Source organism: Gordonia sp. McavH-238-E (genome assembly GCF_022348225.1).
Classification (GTDB): Bacteria; Actinomycetota; Actinomycetes; order Mycobacteriales; family Mycobacteriaceae; genus Gordonia; species Gordonia terrae.
Map to the genome: position 1 here is coordinate 13,386 of NZ_JAKRFE010000023.1, position 21,031 is coordinate 34,416.

Here is a 21,031-nt window from a genome sequence, read left to right on the forward strand (position 1 = left end):
CGGGTGGCGAGCACCACCGTCGGATGGCGGTGGCCGAACTCACGTCCGGCCACCGCATTTCGGGTCAGACCGAGGTGCTCCCGGCGTCCTTCTGCCCGGCGTCCTTCTGATCGGCGTCCTTCTGATCGCCGCCCCGCGGTGCGGGCTTGGCGTCGATCCCCGATTCCTTGCGCTGCTGCGCGGTGATCGCCGCGGGCGCGTCGGTCAGCGGGTCGACGCCGCCGCCCGACTTCGGGAAGGCGATCACCTCGCGGATGGACGATTCACCGGCGAGCAGTGCGGTGATGCGGTCCCAGCCGAAGGCGATGCCGCCGTGGGGCGGTGCGCCGTAGGCGAAGGCGTCGAGCAGGAAGCCGAACTTCTCCTGGGCCTCGTCGTGGCCGATGCCCATGATCTCGAAGACGCGCTCCTGCACGTCCCGTCGATGGATACGGATCGATCCGCCGCCGATCTCGTTGCCGTTGCACACGATGTCGTAGGCGTAGGCCAGCGCCGAACCGGGATCGGACTCGAGGGCGTCGACCGACTCCGGCTTCGGCGAGGTGAATGCGTGGTGCACCGCGGTCCAGGCCGAATGTCCCAGTGCGACATCACCGGACGCGGTCGCCTCGGCGGCCGGCTCGAACATCGGCGCGTCGACGACCCAGGTGAACGCCCAGTCGCCGTCCTTGATGAGACCGAGCTTCGAGGCGATCTCGCCGCGCGCCGCGCCGAGGAGCGCGCGGGTCGACTTCACCTCTCCTGCCCCGAAGAACACACAGTCACCGGGCTGCGCACCGACGTGGGCGGCCAGACCGGCGCGCTCGTCGTCGGACAGGTTCTTGGCGACCGGACCCGACAGCGTGCCGTCTTCGGCGATCAGGACGTACGCGAGGCCCTTGGCGCCGCGCTGCTTGGCCCATTCCTGCCAGGCGTCGAGCTGACGACGCGGCTGCGACGCGCCGCCGGGCATGACCACGGCGCCGACGTACGGCGCCTGGAACACGCGGAACGGGGTGTTCGTGAAGTACTCGGCACACTCCACGAGTTCGATGCCGAAGCGCAGATCCGGCTTGTCCGAACCGAATCGGCGCATCGCGTCGGCGTAGGTCATCCGCGGGATCGGGGTCGAGATGTCGACACCGATGAGCTTCCACAGGGCGGTCAGGACCTCTTCGGCGACCGCGATGACGTCGTCCTGGTCGACGAAGCTCATCTCGATGTCGAGCTGGGTGAACTCGGGCTGCCGGTCGGCCCGGAAGTCCTCGTCGCGGTAACAGCGTGCGATCTGGTAGTAGCGCTCCATACCTGCCACCATCAGCAACTGCTTGAACAGCTGCGGGCTCTGCGGCAGTGCGTAGAACGTACCCGGCTGCAGGCGCGCGGGCACCAGGAAGTCACGCGCACCCTCCGGGGTGGACCGGGTCAGCGTGGGGGTCTCGATCTCGGTGAAGTCATGCGCGGCGAGCACCCCACGCGCGGCCGCATTCGCCTTCGAGCGCAGACGCAGGGCAGCACTCGGGCCCTCGCGGCGGAGGTCGAGGTAGCGGTGGCGCAACCGCGCCTCCTCACCCGGCGACTCGTCGAGCTGGAACGGCAGCGGTGCCGACTCGTTGAGGACCTCGAGTCCGACGGCGTTGATCTCGATCTCGCCGGAACTCAGGTTGGGGTTCTCGCTGCCCTCGGGTCGTACCTCGACGACACCGGTCACCGCGACGCAGTATTCGGCGCGCAGACGGTGGGCGGCCGAAGCGACAGACTCGTCGCGGAAGACCACCTGGACGAGTCCGGTGGCGTCACGCAGGTCGATGAAGACCACGCCACCGTGGTCGCGACGGCGTGCGACCCACCCGGCGACGGTGACGGTCTGCGACGCGTCGGCGCGGCGCAGCGAACCTGCGGAATGCGTGCGGAGCACTGAGAATCCTTCCAACGTCGAAATCGGTCGGCAGAAACGCAGACCAGGTGTCCATGGTGCCGTATCCACGACCCGGGGCGTCAATCGCATACCTCCGCGACTGCGCCGAGGGCGGGTGCCGATCGTGCCAGAATGGCCGCGTGACCTTCCAAGGCAGCGGATCGATCGACACCGGCAACGTCTCCGGCGGCGGCGGGGGCGGTGGCGGTGGCGGCCGGATCGCGCTGGGCGGTGGCGCCGGGCTCCTCATCACGATCGTCGCGCTGTTCTTCGGCGTGAATCCCGGCGACCTGCTCGGCTCCGGCGGTCCGGCGCCCGGGACGTCGTCCGACGCGGCGCAGATCCAGCAGCAACTGGACTCGTGCACCTACGAGATGGCCAACGAGAACACGATCTGCCGGATCAAGGCGACCACCGTGAGCGTCGACTCGGTGTGGTCGGACCTCTGGCCCGAGTACGAGGCACCGCAGACGGTCATCTTCGCCGACGCGGTGAACACCGGGTGCGGCCCGGCCAGTTCGGCGACGGGCCCGTTCTACTGCCCCGCCGATTCGACGGCGTACTTCGACCCGACGTTCTTCGCCCAACTCCGCCGCATGGGCGGCAGCGACGGGCCCCTCGCGCAGGAGTACGTGGTGGCCCACGAGTACGGGCATCACGTCCAGAACCTCACCGGCGCCCTGGCGAAGGGGCAGCGGATGGGTTCGCAGGGGCCGCGATCGGGTTCGGTCCGGGTCGAGCTGCAGGCCGACTGCCTCGCCGGGGTGTGGGCCCACCACGCCGACGACGGCCCCGACGCACTGCTCGCACCGATCACCGAGGAACAGATCGCCGGCGTGATCCAGACCGCGAAGGCCATCGGCGACGACACCATCCAGGGTCCGGGGTCCAATCCCGAGGGGTGGACCCACGGTTCGGCCGCGCAGCGCACGCGCTGGTTCTCCGTCGGCTACCAGGGCGGCGACCCGGATCGCTGCGACACCTTCGCCACCGACGACCTGTGAACCCCGGCCTGTGAACCCCACCGACACCGTCGGCGCGCGTCGGCCCACCACCGTCGACGCGATCGCCGAGGCGCACCTCGACCGGCTGTGCACGCTGAATCCGCTCTTCGCCACCGAGATCGGCCACGGCGAGCACGACGACCGGATGACCGACTTCTCCGCGCAGGGGTGCGCCGAACGCGCCGAGGTCGCCGCCGGAACGCTGTCCGCGCTGGCCGACGCCGACATCACCGATCCGATCGACCGCGTCACCGTCGCCACCATGAGCGCCTCACTGCGTCGTGAGCTCGCGCTCGCCGACGCCGGCGAGCACATCGGCGAATGCAACGTCATCGCGTCCCCGCTGCAGGCACTGCGCGACGTCTTCGACCTCATGCCCACCGACACCCGTGAACAGCGCGAGACCTTCCTGTCCCGGCTCACCGCCATCCCGGCCTCGCTGACCGGCGTCGTCGACGGTCTGGCCCATCGCCTTCGGCACGGCCCACCGCCGGCACGCCGGCAGGTGGAAGCCGTCGCCCGCCAGGCGGATTCGGCGGCCGACGCCATCGGCGGCGCCACCGGGCCGATCGCTGCGGACACGGCGCTGGCCGGCACGCTCGCAACCGCGCTCGACGCCGCACGCACCTCGTTCGGGACGTTCGCCCACTACCTGCGCACCGAGGTTCTCGATCACGCCCTCGACGACGACGCCGTCGGCCGCGACCGGTATCTGCTGCACCTTCCCGCATATCTGGGCGCCGACGCCGATCCCGACGATGCGTACGCCTGGGCGATGACCCGCCTGCAGCAGATCATCGCCGAACAGCAGGAGATCGCCGAGGGACTGCTCCCCGGACAGGGCATCGGCGCGACCCTCGCCTGGCTGGACCGCCAGCCGCAGTATCAGATCCACGATCGCGCCGAGTTCGTCGACTGGATGCAGGCGACCTCCGACGCGGCGGTCACCGGCCTGTCGGGAATCCACTTCGACCTCCCGGCCCGGCTGTCCCGGCTCGAGTGCCGGCTGGCCCCCTCGTCGACCGGCATCATCTACTACACCCAGCCCAGCGCGGATCTGTCCCGGCCCGGCCGCATGTGGTGGGCGGTGCCCGACGACCAGACCGTCTTCCACACCTGGCAGGAGAAGACGACCGTCTACCACGAGGGCGTCCCCGGACACCACCTCCAGCTCGGCTCGGCGATCGTCGACCCCGACCTCAACTCCTGGCGCAAACTCGCCTCGTTCACCTCCGGTCATGGCGAGGGATGGGCCCTCTACGCCGAGCGCCTCATGGACGAACTCGGCTGGCTCGAGGATCCCGGCGACCGAATGGGGATGCTCGACTCGCAGCGGCTGCGGGCAGCGCGGGTCGTCGTCGACATCGGGGTGCACTGCCGACTGCCCGCGCCGGAGTCGCTCGGTGGGGGCATCTGGGATGCCGACAAGGCGTGGGCGTTCCTGACCTCGTCGGTCGCGATGGATCACTCGGTGCTGCGCTTCGAACTCGACCGCTATCTGGGCTGGCCCGGTCAAGCCCCCTCCTACGCCCTCGGCCAGCGCGTCTGGGAACAGACCCGCACGGCCGCACTCCGCCTGCACCCGGAGTGGACCCTCAAGGACTTCCATTCGCGCGCACTGGCTCTCGGCGGTGTCTCGCTGGATGTGCTCGCGGCCGAGGTCGCCGGCCGGCCCGCGAGCTGAGGCGGCCCGGCACCGCTCAGGACGCCCGACTGCGGTCCAGGTAGTCCTGCCGCTGCGCCTCGTCGAACGCGCCGTAGTCCGCGCCCCCGACGAACCGCTTGAGGCGCCACATGATCGGCGACGGGATGAGGTCCTCGAGGATGCCGATCGGCGCGAGGTAACGCGGGACGGTGACCTCCCCGCGCCCGTGCTCGACACTGGCGACGATCGCGGCTGCCACGTCGGCCGGTTCGAGGGTCGGCTGCAACCGCAGGCGAACGCCAGCGGTCAGATCGGTGTGGGTGGCCGCGGGCAGGACGGTCGTCATCGTGACGCCGGTCCCGGTGAGTTCGGCGCGTATCGCCTTCGAGAAGGCGACCACGCCGAACTTCGACGCGCAGTAGGTCGCGATCCCCGGCGTGGTGACCTTGCCCGCCATCGACGACACGTTGACGATGTGGCCGCGCCCGCGCTCGATCATCCCGGGTAGCACCAGGTGAGTGCCGGTGACGACCGCTCCGAGATTGATCGCCAACTCACGGTGCAGTCCGGCGAGATCCTGGTCGACCAGTCGCCCCATGTGCTGGATCCCGGCGTTGTTGACGAGCATGTCGATCGGTCCCGTCGACTTCGCGGCGTCGACGAAGGCGGCGAACGAGTCGACGTCGGTGACGTCGACGCGCACCGCGTGGGCCCGGCGCCCGAGTCGCTCGGCCGTGGCGGTCGCGGCGTCGAGGTCGCGGTCGCCGATCCACACGGTCGCGCCGCGGTCGACGAGGGCGGCGGCGGTGGCGGCACCGATACCGCGGGCTCCCCCGGTGACGCACACCCGCGCGCCCTGGAGTGCGATCACAGCGGGCTGCCGATCGGGTGGCGCAGGGCGAAGTACGCGATCAGGCGGATCTCACCGCTGCTCCGGAACAGCAGTGCCCGGCCGAGGTACACGCCGGGGACGAGTTCGACGATCTCGTCGCGCGTCTTGCGGATCGGAAACGTGCGGACTCCCGGATTCTTGTACTTCGGCACCCCGTAGTCGAGCGCGCGCACGCGCACCTTCGGCTCGATCAGTCCGAGGCTCGGCTCGTGCTCGAAATGGAATCCCTCCATCTCGCCGTCGACCGGGCGCAGGCCGAGGTATCCGGCGGTGATGATCGGCATCACCAGCGCCGCGATCGGCGACAGCCGGTTGAGGCCGGTTCCCGACCGCTGGTCGAAGGACTTGCCCCGCCACGTCGGATCGATCTTCATCAGCGGGTTGGCAAGGGCGGCTTCGGGAATCCCGAACAGCTTGCCCACGATCAGTCCCTCCAGCCTGCCGTCGAGGCCTTGCGGGTCACTTCCGGCACCGAAGAGCGTCGAGAGCGCCTCCCGGTCGTCGCGGTCACCGAGCTGCCGAAGGAAGCCCCATGCCTCGCAGCGCGCCCGGAGGGGGCTGTGATCGGCGAGGCTCCGCAGTTCGGCCAGCATCTGGAGCTCCGTCGGGCTCGCCTCGTCGACATCTCGTGCGGTGTTCAGCTCTGCGCTCATTACATCTCCCATCTGGCACTGTGTCGTGCCACTTAATGTGGTACCAGAATGTGCCAGATGGAGTGCGGGCTGTCAATGGCCGCTCCCGTGTGGAGGGATGGAAGGATGAGCCGGTGAGTTCGACCAGCACCGACCGCAGCTATGGCGGCGAATCTGCGGCCGGACGGACGGCGCGACGGCGCGCTGCTCTCGTCGATGCCGCGTCGACGGTGATGTCCGACGGTCGGTGGCGGGCCGCGACGGTCGCGGGTCTCTGCACCGACGCGCAACTCAACAAGCGCTACTTCTACGAGAGTTTTCCGGATCTCGACGCCCTGGCCGATGCGGTGATCGACGACATCTCCGGCGAGGTGGTCCAGGCGGCGGTCGGCGCCTACCTCGGCCTCCTCGACCGTCCGCTCGCCGACCAGGCCCGCGGTGCCGTCGACGCGGTCGTCGGCGTCCTGGGCACCGACCGACGCAAGGCGCGGATCCTGCTGGGCGGTGCGGCCGGGACCCCCGCCGCGGATGAACGGCGCACCGAGGCGATGACGGGTCTGACCGCCGTGCTGATCGAGCACGCACGGACCATCCACGACGTCGAACTCGAGGCCGACTCGCTGGCGCGGACCGCCCCCGCCTTCGTGATCGGGGGAAGCGCCCAGGCGATCCTCGCGTGGGCCGAGGGGACCCTGCCGGTCTCCCGGGCCGATCTCGTCGACGACATCAGCGCCCTGTGGCTCGCGCTGGGTACCGCCGCGAGCGAACTCGCCCGCGCACGACTGGAGTCCGGCAGGGTGGAGTGATCCGGGCCGGGCGGCTCAGCCCAGCAGGCGACCGACCTCGGCGACGACCTCGTCGAGAGCCACCCGGTGCTGTTCACCGTTGCTCAGGTCCTTGATCTCCAGCTGCCGCTCGGCGAGTTCGTTCTCGCCGAGCACCAGAGCCAGGCGTGCCCCCGAGCGGTCGGCCGCCTTCATCGCGCCCTTGAGGCCACGATCGCCGTAGGCGAGATCGATGCTGATCCCGGCGGCGCGCAAAGCGCCTGCGACGCCGACGAGTTCGGCCTTTGCCGCCGTGCCGAGCGGCACTCCGAAGACCTGGCAGCGAGCCGCCTCGGTGCCCGCCACACCCTCGGCTTCCAGCGCGAGCATGGTGCGGTCGACGCCGATCCCGAATCCGATACCGGAGAGGTCCTGCTTGGCGCCGAGCTGTCGCATCAGTCCGTCATAGCGGCCGCCGCCGCCGATGCCCGACTGCGCACCGAGCCCGTCGTGGACGAATTCGAACGTGGTCTTCGTGTAATAGTCCAGCCCGCGGACGAGGCGCGGATTGATCTCGTAGACCACCCCGAGTCGGTCGAGGTGCGCGAGCACGAGATCGAAGTGCGCCTTGGCGTCCTCGGACAGGTAGTCGATGAGCAGCGGTGCACCCGCGGTCGCCGCCTTGATCTCGGGACGCTTGTCGTCGAGGACCCGCAGCGGGTTGATCTCGGCGCGCATACGGGTCGCCTCGTCGAGGTCGAGACCGAACAAGAACTCCTGCAACGCTTCTCGATACCGCGGACGGCTCTCGTCGTCACCGAGCGAGGTGATCTCGAGCCGGAACCCCGTCAGACCGAGGCGCCGATAACCCTCGTCGGCGATCGCGATGACCTCGGCGTCGAGCGCCGGGTCGTCGACGCCGATCGCCTCGACCCCGACCTGCTGCAGCTGACGGTAACGACCGGTCTGCGGTTTCTCGTATCGGAAGAACGGCCCGGCGTAGCAGACCTTCACCGGCAGCTGACCACGGTCGAGTCCGTGCTGGATGACCGCACGCACCACACCGGCGGTGCCCTCCGGACGCAACGTCACCGACCGGTCGCCGCGGTCGGCGAAGGTGTACATCTCCTTGCTCACCACATCGGTCGACTCGCCGACCCCACGCGCGAACAGTGCGGTGTCCTCGAACACCGGCAACTCGATGTGGCCGTAGCCGGCACGACGCGCCGCGTCGGTGAGCGTGTCCCGGACCCTCCGGAAGTCCGCCGAGTTCGGCGGGAAGTAGTCCGGGATGCCCCGGGGGGCCTGAAATGCTCCGCTCACAGTCCGTGTCGTCCCTTCGGTCGTGTGCTCTCGCTGTCGAGTCCGGCCAGGAAGGGATTGCTCGCGCTCTCCTGGCCGATCGTGGTCTGGGGTCCGTGCCCGGGCAGCACCAGTGTCTCCGCGGGCAGCGGCAGCAGTTTCGCCGCGATCGAGTCGAGCAACTGCTGATGGTTGCCACCGGGCAGATCCGTCCGTCCGATCGACCCGGCAAAGAGTACGTCACCGACGAAGCAGACCCCGACGACCGCGGGCGTGTCGGCTCCGGCCTGGTCGCGGGCCTCGTCCGGGACGTCGACCTCGACGCCGAGCAGCACCGAACCCTGCGTGTGTCCGGGCGCGAGATCGACCGAGAACGAGATCCCGGCCAGTTCCACCGGCTCGCCGTCGGCGAAGTCGATCACCTTCTCCGGCTCGGTGAACACCTCGTCTCCGATCATCGCGCCCAGGGCCCGCCCGATTCCCAGACCGGGGTCGGCGAGCATCGGACGGTCCGCGGGGTGTATGTAGGCCGGGATGGAGTACTCGTCGCAGAGCTCCGTCGCGTTCCAGGTGTGGTCGAGATGACCGTGGGTGAGGAGAACCGCCACCGGGGTGAGGTCGTGTTCGGCGAGCAATTCGCGCACCCGGGGCGCCGCGTCCTGACCCGGGTCGATGATCACCGCGTCCGATCCCGCCTCGGCGGCGACGATGTAACAGTTCGTCTGGAACATCCCGGCGGGAAATCCGGTGATGAGCATGATGCTCCTCGGGTCGGCACGGACAGGACGACGCGCACACGTCGATGTCCATTGTTGCGTAGGCGGCATGGCTCGCCACCCGCCGCACCCTGTTCTCAGGTACAACTGGCACACTTGCCCCCGAGTAAGTGACATCCACGACGATGTCGGCACACCCATGCCGGCAGACCGTCGGCACTGGAGTGCCGGGATTCAGGAGGATTCACCCGCGTGTCCACCAATGAGGAGCGCCGTGAGGCGGCGAAGCGGAAGCTCGAAGAACGCCTCGAGACCGAGCGACGCGCCCGGCGCAAGCGGAAGATCGTCATCGCCTCCGTCTCGACCGCGGTCGTGGTGGCCGTCGTCGCGGGCGTGACAGCCGTCGTGGTGAAGAAGATCATGGACGACCGCGAGGCCGCCCGCTGGACGACCTGCGCCTACGAGGACTCCCCGAGCCGCTTCGACCAGCTGCCCGACCAGGTGCCGGACACCGTCCCGGCCGAGCAGCGGCCGCAGTACCAGGCCGAGCTCGACGAGCTGAAGGCTGCCGCCAAGAACGAGCGGACCTCCCCCAAGCCGGACGAACGGGTCCTCAAGTCGGGCACCGAACAGGCCACCTTCGTCACCACCCAGGGCACCCTGCCGATCACGCTCGAACGCGACGGCGCCCCGTGCAACACCGCGGCGGTCACCTCCCTGATCGAGAACAAGTTCTACGACGACTCGACCTGTCACCGCATGACCACCAGCGAGACGCTGAAGATCCTGCAGTGTGGCGACCCCACCGGAACCGGCATGAGCGGGCCCGGCTGGACGAGCCCGGACGAGCCGCCGACCGACCTGCAGCCCGCCGGACAACCCGATCCGCAGACCGGTTCCGCGCCCGTCACCTACCCGCGCGGCACGATCGCGATCGCCAACAGCAGCCAGGGCGGTCAGAATCCGAACACCGGCTCGAGCCAGCTCTTCATCGTCATCAACGACAGCCAGCTCGGCCCGGACTACTCGATCGTCGGCAAGGTCGACGAGCCCGGACTCGCGGTGCTCGACAAGGTCTACGCCGGCGGCATCAACCCCGGACCGGTCGGCAGCCAACCGGGCGACGGCGAGCCCAAGCTCCCCGTGACCATCGAGACGGCCACCATCAACTAGGCCGACCTATGTCGACGAGCCGCCGCTCGCTGCGGTGCGAGGAGTGTTGGCGGCCAACGCTTTCGGAAGCAACCCACCTCTGCTCTCCAATCCGAGAGAAGCGGCCCGCCATTGCTCCCTGAGGTGCGAGCGAAGCGACCCGGCCTGGCGACCGTCGTGGGCCACGAAAGACCTTCCCCGATGTCCCCGATTCAGTGACCGACAGACTTCAACTCGACTCCTAGACTTCGACCGAAGTCTGTCGGTCGAGGTGAAGTCTGCCGGTCGCGGGCCCGACCCCCCGCGTCGCGATCAGGCGGCCGAGGTCACCCGATAGACGTCGTAGACACCTTCGACGTTGCGCACGACGTTGAGGACGTGGCCGAGGTGCTTCGGGTCGCCCATCTCGAAGGTGAACTTGCTGATGGCGACCCGGTCGCGGCTCGTCGTGACCGACGCGGACAGGATGTTGACGCGTTCGTCGGCGAGCACCTTGGTCACATCCGACAGCAGACGGTGCCGGTCGAGCGCTTCCACCTGGATCGCCACAAGGAACACCGATTCCGGCGACGGGGCCCACGACACGTCGAGGATGCGTTCCTCCTGCTGGCGCAGCGATTCGGCGTTGGTGCAGTCGGTGCGGTGCACGCTGATCCCGCCGCCGCGCGTCACGAACCCCAGGATGTCGTCGCCGGGTACCGGGGTGCAGCACTTGGCGAGCTTGATCACGACGTTGTCGATGCCGTCGACCATCACACCGGCGTCGCCGCCCTGCCGCGACCGCGTCGGCATCGTCGACGGTGTCGACCGCTCGGCGATCGCTTCTTCGGCGTCCTCGATGCCACCCAGTGACGCGACCAGCCGGTTGACGACATGCCGTGCGGAGACATGGTTCTCGCCGACCGCGGTGTACAGCGCGGTCACGTCGGTGTAGCGCAGTTCGCGCGCGATCGCCGACATCGATTCCGCGCTGAGGAGCCGCTGGAGTGGCAGTCCGCCGCGTCTGACCTCCTTGGCGATGGCGTCCTTGCCTGCCTCGAGGGCCTCTTCGCGGCGCTCCTTGGCGAACCACTGCCGGATCTTGGCCTTGGCGCGCGGCGAGACCACGAAGGTCTGCCAGTCCTTCGACGGGCCCGCGGTCGGGGCCTTGGAGGTGAACACCTCCACGACCTCGCCGTTCTCGAGCGTGCGTTCCAGCGCGACCAGCCGGCCGTTGACGCGCGCGCCGATACAGCGGTGACCGACCTCGGTGTGCACCGCGTAGGCGAAATCGACCGGCGTCGACCCGGCGGGCAGCGTGATCACGTCGCCCTTCGGGGTGAACACGAAGATCTCGCGGACGGCGAGGTCGTAGCGCAGCGACTCGAGGAACTCACCCGGGTCCGCGGCCTCCCGCTGCCAGTCGAGCAGCTGACGCATCCAGGCCATGTCGTCGATCTCGGCGGTGTCCGACTTCTTGCCCGACTTGCGGTAACCGTTTTCTTTGTAACGCCAGTGCGCGGCGATCCCGAACTCGGCGGTGCGGTGCATCTCGTGCGTGCGGATCTGCACCTCGAGGGGTTTTCCCTCGGGACCGATCACGGTGGTGTGCAACGACATGTACACACCGAATCGCGGCTGGGCGATGTAGTCCTTGAAGCGACCTGCCATCGGCTGCCACAGCGAGTGCACCACGCCGACGGCGGCATAGCAGTCGCGGTCCTCCTCGCAGAGGATGCGCATGCCGACCAGGTCGTGGATGTCGTCGAAGTCGCGACCCTTGACGATCATCTTCTGATAGATCGACCAGTAGTGCTTCGGACGCCCTTCGACGGTGGCGTTGATGCGCGCGCCGGCGAGCGCGTTGTTGATGTCGGCGCGCACGCGGGCGAGGTAGGTGTCGCGGGACGGTGCGCGATCGGCGACGAGCCGGACGATCTCCTCGTACCGCTTGGGATGCAGGATGGCGAAGGACAGGTCCTCGAGCTCCCACTTGACCGTCGCCATACCGAGTCGATGTGCCAGTGGCGCAATGACTTCCAACGTCTCGCGAGCTTTTCGGGCCTGCTTCTCCGGCGGCAGGAAGCGCATCGTGCGCATGTTGTGCAGTCGGTCGGCCACCTTGATGACGAGAACGCGGGGGTCGCGCGCCATCGCGATGATCATCTTGCGGATGGTCTCGGCCTCGGCCGCACTGCCGAGGGCGACCTTGTCGAGTTTGGTCACGCCGTCGACGAGGTGGGCCACCTCCGGCCCGAAATCCTTCTCCAGTGCCTGCAGGGAATAGCCGGTGTCCTCCACCGTGTCGTGCAGGAGTGCCGCGATGAGCGTGGTGGTGTCCATGCCCAGATCGGCGAGGATCGTGGCGACCGCCAGCGGATGGGTGATGTAGGGATCGCCGGACTTGCGCTTCTGCCCGCTGTGCCGTTCGTCGGCGACGTCGTAGGCGCGCTGGAGCAGCGCGACATCAGCCTTCGGGTAGATCTCGCGGTGCAGGGTGACCAGCGGTTCGAGGACGGGGCGGACCTGGCTGCGGGTCGCGGTCATGCGGCGCGCGAGGCGTGCGCGCACCCGGCGCGACGCCGAGGCGGACGCGCCCGGCTGGATGGAACCCACCGCACCCGTGCCGCCGACCGGCCGGTCGGCGCTCTCGGGCGTCGTCCCGGCGTTCTCCGCGGGGGTCACGCCGCGCTGCGCCGTGTCGGATTCATCGGGCATCAGCGGTCCTCCTCACGGTTGTCTGTCGACACACGATGAGCCCATCGCGCCTGCCCGGGCGGGCTCAGACGATTCTAGTCGCGGTCCAGCCGTCACCGTGTCGACGCCGTCAGTCCGACGCGACCGCGTGGACGGGAACGTCCGGTCCGAGACCCCGGGCGATCGTGTCCCGGCCGCCGAGACCGGCGAGCTCCATGATCACCGCGACCCCGACGACCTGCGCACCGGCGCGGTGCAGCAATTCGGCCGCGGCCACCGCGGTCCCCCCGGTCGCGAGCACGTCGTCGACGAGCAGCACACGACGGCCGGTCAGGTTCAGGCCGTTCGCCGGGATCTCGAGCGTCGCCTGCCCGTATTCGAGGCTGTAGTCGACGGCGATGACCGGCGGCGGGAGTTTGCCTCCCTTGCGGACCGCGAGCACCCCGACCTCGAGCTCACGTGCGACCGCACCGCCCAGCAGGAAGCCGCGCGCATCGATGCCGGCCACGAGATCGATCGAGGAGCAACCGTGGGTCAGCGCAGTGACGATCGTCGACAGCCCCTCCGGGTCGGCGAGTACCGGGGTCAGGTCTTTGAATGCGATTCCGGGAGCCGGGAAGTCGTCCACGAGGCGAGCGTGTTCGGCGATGGCCGCCCGTGCTCGCGAGACCGCCTCCGCCGTACGTTCGGGCACGACACCACCCATCGGTTCACTCCCCTGCTCAGCCACGGATCGTCCACCGATCCATGTTCCATCCGGTGCCGTCGCGGCCCATCCCGGCCACCACGTTGCCCACCCGATCCTTCCATTGCCGCACCCGCGGTGCCGCGAAGAGGGGCACTGACGGCATCGTCGACCAGGTCGCGTTCTCGATGGACCGCGCCAGACGCAGCCGGTCGGGCGCCGAGACCGTCGTCGCGAGCTGATCGACCCCTCGACTCACCATCGGTTCCCGGATTCCGGACAAGTTCAACGGGTCCCCGCCGCGCAGGGCGTAGGCGTCGCGGCTCGGGTCGGCGGCGCCGGCCGCCGCGAACGACGCGCCACCGGCGACGATCAGGACGTCGGCGTCGCGGCCGAGCGCGTCGGGTCCGATGTCCGGTGACGACACGTCTTCGACCGCGAGGCCCGCGCCGCGACACGACGCCGCGATCGCCGCGGTCATCTGCTGCCACCGTGGTGTCGGCGCGACGTAGCCGATGCGCACCGTCCGGGTCGCGACGGCCGAGGTTGTCGTGTCACCGGTGGCCGAATCCTCGCCCTGGCCGGTCGCCGCCCGCACGAGTCCCCGCGCCCGTTCGATGTCGGGTCGCTGGTAGGCCTGACCGAATTCGGTGTTCATCTGGCCGGCGAGGTTGTCGGCGGGAGAGAGCACCCGCAGATTCCAGACCTGCGCACCTCCGCCGAAGTCGCGCGCCAGGTCGGCGCGCGGCACACACGAGGCGAACGCCCGTCGCGTGCGGACGTCGCCGAACACGCCGCGGCCGGCCAGGACGAGTTCTTCGACGCCGAGCGCGCGCGCCGGCGAGGCCGGCCCGGCTGCACCCGCGGATCCGGCGACATCACCGTCGACGAGGCCCGCCGTCACGTCGACGACGTCGAACCGTCCGTCGGGGAGCCGGCGGGTGGCGTCGGTACCGCGTCCCCAGACGACGATGCGCGAGGTCTCGGGCTTGTCACCCCACCATTTGTCGTTGGACACCAGGACGAGCCCGCCCGATCGCGAATACCGGTCGATGCGGTAGGGACCCGACGCCGGGTAGTGCGCGTGATCGACGGGGCCGAAACCCAGATCGAATCCGGTGTTCCACGCATCGGCGATGCGTCCGACGGCGGCCCGGTCCATTGCCCGGATCGGGTCGATGACGTCGGACAGTCCGGCCACGCGGGCCACGACGTGCGCCGGCATCAGTGTGCCGGCGCCGAAGAGGGAGAGCCAGTTGCGGTACTCACGCCCGGGCGCGAAGGTCACCGTCGCGCTCTTGTCGCCTGCCGCGCAGTCCACCGACTCGATGTCCCGGTATCCCGCGGTGGTCGCCGGGGTGAAGCCGGGCATCCGTCCACTCATCGCCGCCCAGGCCAGCAGGAGATCGTCGCAATCGAGGGCCACCCCGTCGGAGAAGGTCGCCTCGGGACGGAATTCGTAGCGCAGGGTCGGCGACCGGCCGGGGACCTGGGTGACCGTGCCGACGTCCCGATCGGGGATCACCTGACCGGCCGGGCCCAGCAGACTGAACCCGGGCAGCAACCGGGTGGTCGCCATCAGCACGCCGTCGGCGTTGCCGCCCACCGTGTTCGCGTTGTAGGTCGAGATCCGGGCGTCGACGACGTAGTCGATGGTCGGGGGCCCGTCGTCGCCGCATGCCGTCAGCAGCCCGGCGACCGAGACGACCCCGACAAGGAGGCTCAGGACCCTGACGAACTCCCGGCGCCGAACGATCACGTCGGAGAGACTAGCGGTTCCGGCGGCGTTTGCCGGTCGGGACCGCGCGGTCCGCCTCGTCGGTCTCGACGGTCTCGCCTCGTCGCTGGGTCCGGACGGGACGCGCGTCGCCGACCGGCGCACCGGCCTCGACCGCGGCGCGACGCTTGAGCACCTTGTCGGTGTGGCGGGCGATCTCGGGGCGACGTTCCTTCAGGGTCGCCAGGAGCGGCGCCGCGAGGAAGACCGACGAGAAGGTACCGACCAGGACACCGACGAGCTGGATCAGACCGAGGTCCTTGAGTGTGCCGACACCGAGCAGCCAGACCGCGATGACCATCAGCGCGATGATCGGCAACACCGAGATGACGGTGGTGTTGATCGATCGCATCAGCGTCTGGTTGACGCCGAGGTTGGCCTGTTCGGCGTACGTGCGGCGGGTTGTCTGCAGGACCGAGCGGGTGTTCTCCGAGACCTTGTCGAACACGACCACCGTGTCGTAGATCGAGAAGCCGAGGATGGTGAGCAGACCGATGACCGTTGCCGGCGTGACCTCCCAGCCGACCAGCGAATAGATCCCGGCGGTGACGATCAGGTCGAAGAACAGCGACCCCATCGCCGCGATCGACATCTCCCGGTCGAACCGCACCGCGATGTACACGAAGACGATGACCAGGAAGACCACCAGCGCGATCAGCATTCGCTCGGTGATCTCACTGCCCCACGTGGAGCTCACATCCGAGATGCTCACCTCGGCGGGCGCGAGTTCCGGTCCGAACTCGTCGGCCAACGCACGCGTCACCGACTCCGCCTGGGCGAGATCGAGTGTCTCGGTGCGCACCTGGACCGTCTGGCTGCCGCCGGCACCCGCGGTCTGCACCGACTCGGGAGCCTCGCCCAGCGTGTCGGCGACGACCTTCTCCACCGACTCCGCGGTGATCTCCGAGGAGGCCACCGGTACCGACATCTGGGTGCCGCCCTCGAAGTCGATGCCCAGGGTGAACCCACGGATTCCGATCGAGGCCAGGCAGATCAGCAGGATCGCGGCGGTCACGCCGTACCACATGCGCCGACGCCCGACGATCTGGAACGCACCGGTACCGGTGTAGAGCCGGGACAGGAACGAGCGGTTGCGATCGGCGACGAAGTCGGCGTCCGCGCCGGGCTGGGCCTTGTCGGCGTCGAGAACGGCCGAGTCGCCGGCTGCCTTGTTGTCCGGCCCGGTCATCGCACCGTCCCCTTCTCCCGAGTGGCATCAGTGGTGTCGTCGGCGTCCGCGGTGCCAGCGGGCGTGCCGTCGGGGGCAGCACTCGCCTGTCGGTGTGCCGCGACGCGACGCTGGCGGGCGACCTCGCTGATCGCTCCGAGGCCGTTGACGCTCGGTTTCGACAGGAACGTCGAGCGGCTCGCGTAGACGACCAGCGGGTGGGTGACCAGGAACACGACCATGACATCGAGGATCGTGGTGAGACCCAGCGTGAACGCGAAGCCGCGGACCTCGCCGATCGCCAGGACGTAGATGACGGCGGCGGCGATGAAGCTCACCGCGTTGCCGGACCAGATGGTGCGGCGCGCGCTCGCCCAGCCGCGGGGCACCGCGGACCGGAAGCTGCGCCCCTCGCGCATCTCGTCCTTTATTCGCTCGAAGTAGACGACGAAGGAGTCGGCGGTCATACCGATACCGATGATCAGACCCGCGATACCGGCCAGGTCGAGTGTGAATCCGATCCAGCGGCCGAGCAGGACGATGATGCCGTAGACCATGGCGCCGGCCAGGACCAGCGACAGCACCGTGAGGATGCCGAGCATTCGGTAGTAGGCCAGGGCGTAGATGAAGACCGCGATCAGGCCGACCAGTCCGGCGATGAGGCCCGCCTGCAGCGAGGCGAGACCCAGTGTCGCCGAGATCGTCTCGGCGTCCGACGCGGTGAACGAGAGCGGCAGCGAGCCGTACTTCAGCACGTTCGCGAGCTCGTTCGACGACGATTCGGTGAACGGGCTGGCGCTACCGCCGCTGATCCGCGTCTGACCACCCGGGATGGGCTCGTTGATCGCCGGTGCCGAGACGACGCGCGAGTCGAGCGTGAACGCGGTCTGGGTCCGGTTGGGTGCCTGTTCGGCGGTGTACCGAGGCCAGAAGTTGGCGGCCTCACCCTCGAATTCCAGGGTCACCACCCATTCGCCGGTCTGCGGATCGGTACCGGCGTTGGCGTTCTTGATGTCGCGACCGTCGATGATCTCCGGGCCCAGGAGGTAGACCTCCGAGCCGTCGGTCGAACAGGCCACGAGGTACTGGTCGGGGCGATCGTTGCCCAGCAGCGGATCGTTCGCCGTCGGCGAGCAGTCCATCTTCGCCATCTGCTGCTGCAGTGCCTCGAGCTGCTGCGGGGTCGCGTTCGCCGGCGCCTGGCGCAGTCTGCGCTGCTCGTCGATTGCGGCGGCTGCGGCCTCGGTGGGCAGGGCGTCGGCCTGGTCGTCGGCACTCTCGGGCTTCGGGGGTTGCGGGGTCGCCATGGCCGGCTGCCCGACCACCGGCCGGACGTACAGGCGCGCCGTCTGGCCCAGCGACTTGGCCTGCGCACCGTCTTGGCCGGGAACCGTGATGATCAGGTTGTCGCCGCTGACGACGACCTCGGAACCGGAGACACCGAGGCCGTTCACACGCTGCTCGATGATCTGCTTCGCCTGGTCGAGCTGCTCTCGGGTCGCCGCCTGCCCGTCTTCGGTCCGCGCGGTCAGCGTGACCCGCGTACCGCCCTGCAGATCGATGCCGAGTTTCGGTTCGATGGTCTGGGGTCCGGTGAAGAAGATCAGGCCGTACACGACCGCGAGCAGGCCGATGAAGGCCACGAGCGGGCGCCACGGCGGGATCTCTCGAGCCGGTCGCGACCGCTTCCCTGCAGTCCGGCCCTTCCCCGAAGTCCGAGAGGGAGTTGTCACAGCTGTTCAGGTCTCCTTGAGAGCGTCAACCGGCCGACGGGCATCACGACCGGCACGACCCACCACCGGCCCGCGGCCAGGTCCCGCCGGAGCCGCGTACGACGCGGCCGTGCGGGCAGGTGGGCGCGCCGCGTCGCAGAATCGACGCGGCGCGGATTCGGCTTACTTGTCGGTGTCGCGCGCGTCGTCGGCGGCAGGCTTGTCCAGGCTGACCGAGTCGACGTCGTCGTAGTCGTCGGCCGGGATGTCCGGGGCGACGTGACCCGCATAGGTGGCGGCGGCCTCGTCGGTCGGGACCACGCGCATGACCGCGAGCCGGTTCCAGCGGGTGACCACGCCGGTCGCGATCTCGACGTCGACGACGTCGGGCGAACTCGCATCGATCACGGTGCCGAAGAGGCCGGAGGTCAGCTGGACGCGGGTTCCGGTGGACACCGAGTTCTGCATCTCCTGCATCTCGGCCACACGCTTCTTCTGCTTCCGCATCGACAGGAACATGAAGCCGGCCAGCAGGGCGAGCAGGAGCGGGAAGAGCAGAGCGTCCATGAGTGCGAGTCAGTCCTTTGGGTATCGGGATGTACGGCGTGAGCGAGCGGCCTGTCCGGAGGTGATCCGGGCAGCATCAGCTCAGCTGTGCTCCACACAGTGTGCCACGTCTTGCGCGGAGGTCATCCCCGCAGGTGGTGCCGGTGTGGTCAGAGGTCGTCGAACAACGTCTCCGCGCCGACGTCGCGCGGACGCACGCCGAAGGTGGCGTTCATCGCACCCGCCGGTGGGGTGAGACCGAGGTGATGCCAGGCGGCGGCGGTGGCGACCCGCCCGCGGGGCGTCCGGGCGATCATCCCGGCGCGCACCAGGAACGGTTCGCAGACCTCCTCGACGGTGGCCGGCTCCTCGCCGACCGCCACGGCCAGCGTCGACACGCCGACCGGTCCGCCGCCGAAGGCACGGATCAGGGCGTCGAGCACGGCTCGGTCGAGCCGGTCGAAACCGAGTTCGTCGACGTCGTAGACCGCGAGCGCCGCGCGGGCGACGTCCACGGTGATCGAGCCGTCGCCGCGCACCTCGGCGTAGTCACGGACCCGGCGTAGCAGCCTGTTCGCGATACGGGGCGTGCCCCGCGAGCGGCGAGCGATCTCGCCGGAGGCGTCGCCGCGGAGTTCCATGCCCAGAATCCCGGCCGACCGATGAAGCACCCGGACGAGCTCGTCGGGTTCGTAGAACTCCATGTGGGCGGTGAATCCGAACCGGTCGCGCAGCGGCCCGGTGAGCGAACCGGACCGGGTCGTCGCCCCGACCAGCGTGAACGGCGCGACGTCGAGCGGGATCGAGGTCGCACCGGGTCCTTTGCCGACCACGACGTCGACGCGAAAGTCTTCCATCGCGAGGTACAGCATCTCCTCGGCCGGACGCGCGATGCGATGGATCTCGTCGATGAACAGCACATCGCCCTCGACGAGGTTGGACAGCATGGCCGCGAGGTCGCCGGCGCGCTCCAGGGCCGGCCCCGAGGTCACCCGGATGGCGGCCCCCATCTCCGAGGCGATGATCATCGCGAGCGACGTCTTGCCGAGCCCTGGCGGACCCGACAGCAAAATGTGGTCGGGTGTGCCGCCACGCCCCTTGGCACCGTGCAGAACGAGTTCGAGCTGCTCGCAGACCCGCGGCTGCCCGATGAAGTCGGCGAGCGACTTCGGGCGCAGACCCGCGTCGAGATCGCCGTCGGAGCGAACCGGGGTCGCGCTCACGTCCCGGTCGTCGACGTCATCGGTGTCGTCGAACATCTAGGACGCCTTCCCCAGCAGCGACAACGAGTGCCGGAGCGCCGTCGACGCATCGGCGCCGGGGTGTTCGGCGAGGACCGCGGTGACCGCCTTCTCGGCGGGGCCCGCGGTGAATCCCAGCCCGACGAGGGCCTCGGCGACCTGCTCTCGGATGCCGCCGACGACGGTCACACCGCTCGCGGGCTCGCCGGTGGGCCGGTCGACCTTGTCCCGGAGTTCGACACAGAGCCGTTCGGCCACCCGCTTGCCGATGCCGGGCACGGACGTGAGGGCCTTGGTGTCGGACTCCGCGAGTGCTCGCCGCAGCGCATCCGGTTCGAGCACCGCGAGGGTGGCCATCGCCAGTCGTGGGCCGACACCGGTCACCGTCTGCAGCAGAGCGAAGAGGGCGCGGGCGTCCGGCTCGGTGAAGCCGTAGAGCGTCATCGAGTCCTCGCGGACGATCATCGAGGTCAGCAGCGTCGCCTCGTCGCCCCGGCGAAGCCGGGACAGCGTCGCGGGTGTGGCGAGCACGCGGTAACCCACTCCCCCGCAATCGATCACGGCATGGTCGAGAGCGATCTCCAACACCGGTCCGCGAACTGACGCGATCATGCGCGACTCCCCTCTCGTGCCTGGGCCACCCGCGCGCGGTGACGGGCCGCGGCGGCGTCGGCCTGCTTCTGCGCGGCGGCCATCCGTTCCATCATCGGTCCGCGCCAACAGTGACAGATCGCCAGCGCGAGCGCGTCGGCCGCGTCAGCGGGACGCGGTTTGGTCTGCATGCCGAGAATCCGGGTGACCATCGCGGTCACCTGCGCCTTGTCGGCGCGCCCGCTTCCGGTCACGGCCGCCTTCACCTCCGAGGGGGTGTGGAAGCGGACCGGAACATCGCGCTGCGACGCGGCGAGCGCGATGACGCCACCGGCCTGCGCGGTCCCCATCGCGGTGGACACCTGGTTCTGGGCGAAGACGCGTTCGATGGCGACCACGTCGGGCTGGTGGACGTCGAGCCAGTGACACGCCGAGGTGTAGATGGCGAGCAACCGCTCGGCGAGGTCCATGTCGCTCGGGGTGCGCACCACGTCGACGTCGAGCGCCGTCACCGACCTCCCACGCCCCGACTCGACCAGCGCGATACCGCACCGGGTCAGACCCGGATCGACACCCATGACGCGCACTCGTACCCTCCCAGGCCTCGCGGACAGTTGCGAACAACTGTTCG

At 69.3% G+C, this 21,031-nt stretch carries 18 protein-coding genes; 4 read left to right on the forward strand and 14 right to left on the reverse strand.

Features of this window, described 5'->3' with window-relative positions; all coding sequences use genetic code 11:
- Positions 1-64: 64 nt before the first annotated feature.
- A complete protein-coding gene (gene aspS / locus MHN80_RS23800) occupies positions 65-1,897 on the reverse strand; it encodes an aspartate--tRNA ligase (protein WP_239403935.1) in 1,833 nt (610 codons plus the stop codon).
- Between the two features lie 140 nt (positions 1,898-2,037).
- Between aspS and MHN80_RS23805 the strand changes: the two genes are divergently transcribed.
- Together MHN80_RS23805 and MHN80_RS23810 are read left to right on the forward strand one after the other, a co-directional pair.
- The gene (locus MHN80_RS23805; RefSeq protein ID WP_239403936.1) at positions 2,038-2,901 is read left to right on the forward strand and encodes a neutral zinc metallopeptidase; all 864 of its coding nucleotides are present in this window, start codon (positions 2,038-2,040) and stop codon (positions 2,899-2,901) included.
- A 10-nt stretch (positions 2,902-2,911) separates the two neighbouring features.
- Positions 2,912-4,585: a DUF885 domain-containing protein gene (locus tag MHN80_RS23810; protein WP_239403937.1), complete on the forward strand. Its 1,674-nt coding sequence runs from the start codon at positions 2,912-2,914 to the stop codon at positions 4,583-4,585.
- A gap of 16 nt (positions 4,586-4,601) precedes the next feature.
- On the opposite strand, the gene MHN80_RS23815 is transcribed toward MHN80_RS23810, so the two are convergent.
- Entirely contained in the window at positions 4,602-5,417 is an 816-nt protein-coding gene (locus MHN80_RS23815) for an SDR family oxidoreductase (RefSeq protein WP_239403938.1), read from the reverse strand.
- Positions 5,414-6,091 (reverse strand): hypothetical protein, encoded by a 678-nt coding sequence (locus MHN80_RS23820; protein ID WP_239403939.1) that lies wholly within the window; start codon positions 6,089-6,091, stop codon positions 5,414-5,416. Before MHN80_RS23820 ends, MHN80_RS23815 begins: the two co-directional genes overlap by 4 nt.
- Positions 6,092-6,204: 113 nt before the next feature.
- On the opposite strand from MHN80_RS23820, the gene MHN80_RS23825 reads away from it, so the two are divergent.
- Positions 6,205-6,876, forward strand: coding sequence for a TetR/AcrR family transcriptional regulator (locus MHN80_RS23825; RefSeq protein WP_004018778.1), 672 nt, complete (start codon positions 6,205-6,207; stop codon positions 6,874-6,876).
- A 15-nt stretch (positions 6,877-6,891) separates the two neighbouring features.
- On the opposite strand, the gene hisS is transcribed toward MHN80_RS23825, so the two are convergent.
- Positions 6,892-8,157, reverse strand: coding sequence for a histidine--tRNA ligase (gene hisS / locus MHN80_RS23830; RefSeq protein WP_004018779.1), 1,266 nt, complete (start codon positions 8,155-8,157; stop codon positions 6,892-6,894).
- Entirely contained in the window at positions 8,154-8,894 is a 741-nt protein-coding gene (locus tag MHN80_RS23835; RefSeq protein ID WP_239403940.1) for an MBL fold metallo-hydrolase, read from the reverse strand. Before MHN80_RS23835 ends, hisS begins: the two co-directional genes overlap by 4 nt.
- 210 nt (positions 8,895-9,104) lie before the next feature.
- On the opposite strand from MHN80_RS23835, the gene MHN80_RS23840 reads away from it, so the two are divergent.
- The gene (locus tag MHN80_RS23840; protein ID WP_033203425.1) at positions 9,105-10,025 is read left to right on the forward strand and encodes a peptidylprolyl isomerase; all 921 of its coding nucleotides are present in this window, start codon (positions 9,105-9,107) and stop codon (positions 10,023-10,025) included.
- 291 nt (positions 10,026-10,316) lie between these two features.
- Here MHN80_RS23840 and MHN80_RS23845 read toward each other — a convergent pair whose 3' ends face one another.
- From MHN80_RS23845 to ruvC, 9 genes are all read right to left on the reverse strand, one after another.
- Positions 10,317-12,701 carry a bifunctional (p)ppGpp synthetase/guanosine-3',5'-bis(diphosphate) 3'-pyrophosphohydrolase gene (locus MHN80_RS23845; protein ID WP_239403941.1) on the reverse strand — a complete coding sequence of 795 codons (2,385 nt, stop codon included), beginning with the start codon at positions 12,699-12,701 and terminating at the stop codon, positions 10,317-10,319.
- A 109-nt stretch (positions 12,702-12,810) separates the two neighbouring features.
- The gene (locus tag MHN80_RS23850; RefSeq protein WP_004018784.1) at positions 12,811-13,386 is read right to left on the reverse strand and encodes an adenine phosphoribosyltransferase; all 576 of its coding nucleotides are present in this window, start codon (positions 13,384-13,386) and stop codon (positions 12,811-12,813) included.
- Between the two features lie 16 nt (positions 13,387-13,402).
- Positions 13,403-15,124, reverse strand: a complete 1,722-nt coding sequence (locus MHN80_RS23855; protein ID WP_239403942.1) for an ABC transporter substrate-binding protein — start codon at positions 15,122-15,124, stop codon at positions 13,403-13,405.
- A gap of 10 nt (positions 15,125-15,134) precedes the next feature.
- The gene (gene secF / locus MHN80_RS23860; RefSeq protein ID WP_004018786.1) at positions 15,135-16,331 is read right to left on the reverse strand and encodes a protein translocase subunit SecF; all 1,197 of its coding nucleotides are present in this window, start codon (positions 16,329-16,331) and stop codon (positions 15,135-15,137) included.
- Positions 16,328-17,953, reverse strand: coding sequence for a protein translocase subunit SecD (gene secD, locus MHN80_RS23865; protein ID WP_239403943.1), 1,626 nt, complete (start codon positions 17,951-17,953; stop codon positions 16,328-16,330). The genes secF and secD overlap by 4 nt, the downstream gene beginning before the upstream one ends.
- Positions 17,954-18,205: 252 nt before the next feature.
- A complete protein-coding gene (gene yajC, locus MHN80_RS23870; RefSeq protein WP_239403944.1) occupies positions 18,206-18,589 on the reverse strand; it encodes a preprotein translocase subunit YajC in 384 nt (127 codons plus the stop codon).
- Between the two features lie 149 nt (positions 18,590-18,738).
- Entirely contained in the window at positions 18,739-19,827 is a 1,089-nt protein-coding gene (gene ruvB, locus MHN80_RS23875; RefSeq protein WP_004018789.1) for a Holliday junction branch migration DNA helicase RuvB, read from the reverse strand.
- Positions 19,828-20,421, reverse strand: coding sequence for a Holliday junction branch migration protein RuvA (gene ruvA / locus MHN80_RS23880; RefSeq protein WP_239403945.1), 594 nt, complete (start codon positions 20,419-20,421; stop codon positions 19,828-19,830).
- On the reverse strand, positions 20,418-20,987 hold the full coding sequence (gene ruvC / locus MHN80_RS23885; RefSeq protein ID WP_064571789.1) for a crossover junction endodeoxyribonuclease RuvC: 570 nt from the start codon (positions 20,985-20,987) through the stop codon (positions 20,418-20,420). Before ruvC ends, ruvA begins: the two co-directional genes overlap by 4 nt.
- Between the last annotated feature and the right edge of the window lie 44 nt (positions 20,988-21,031).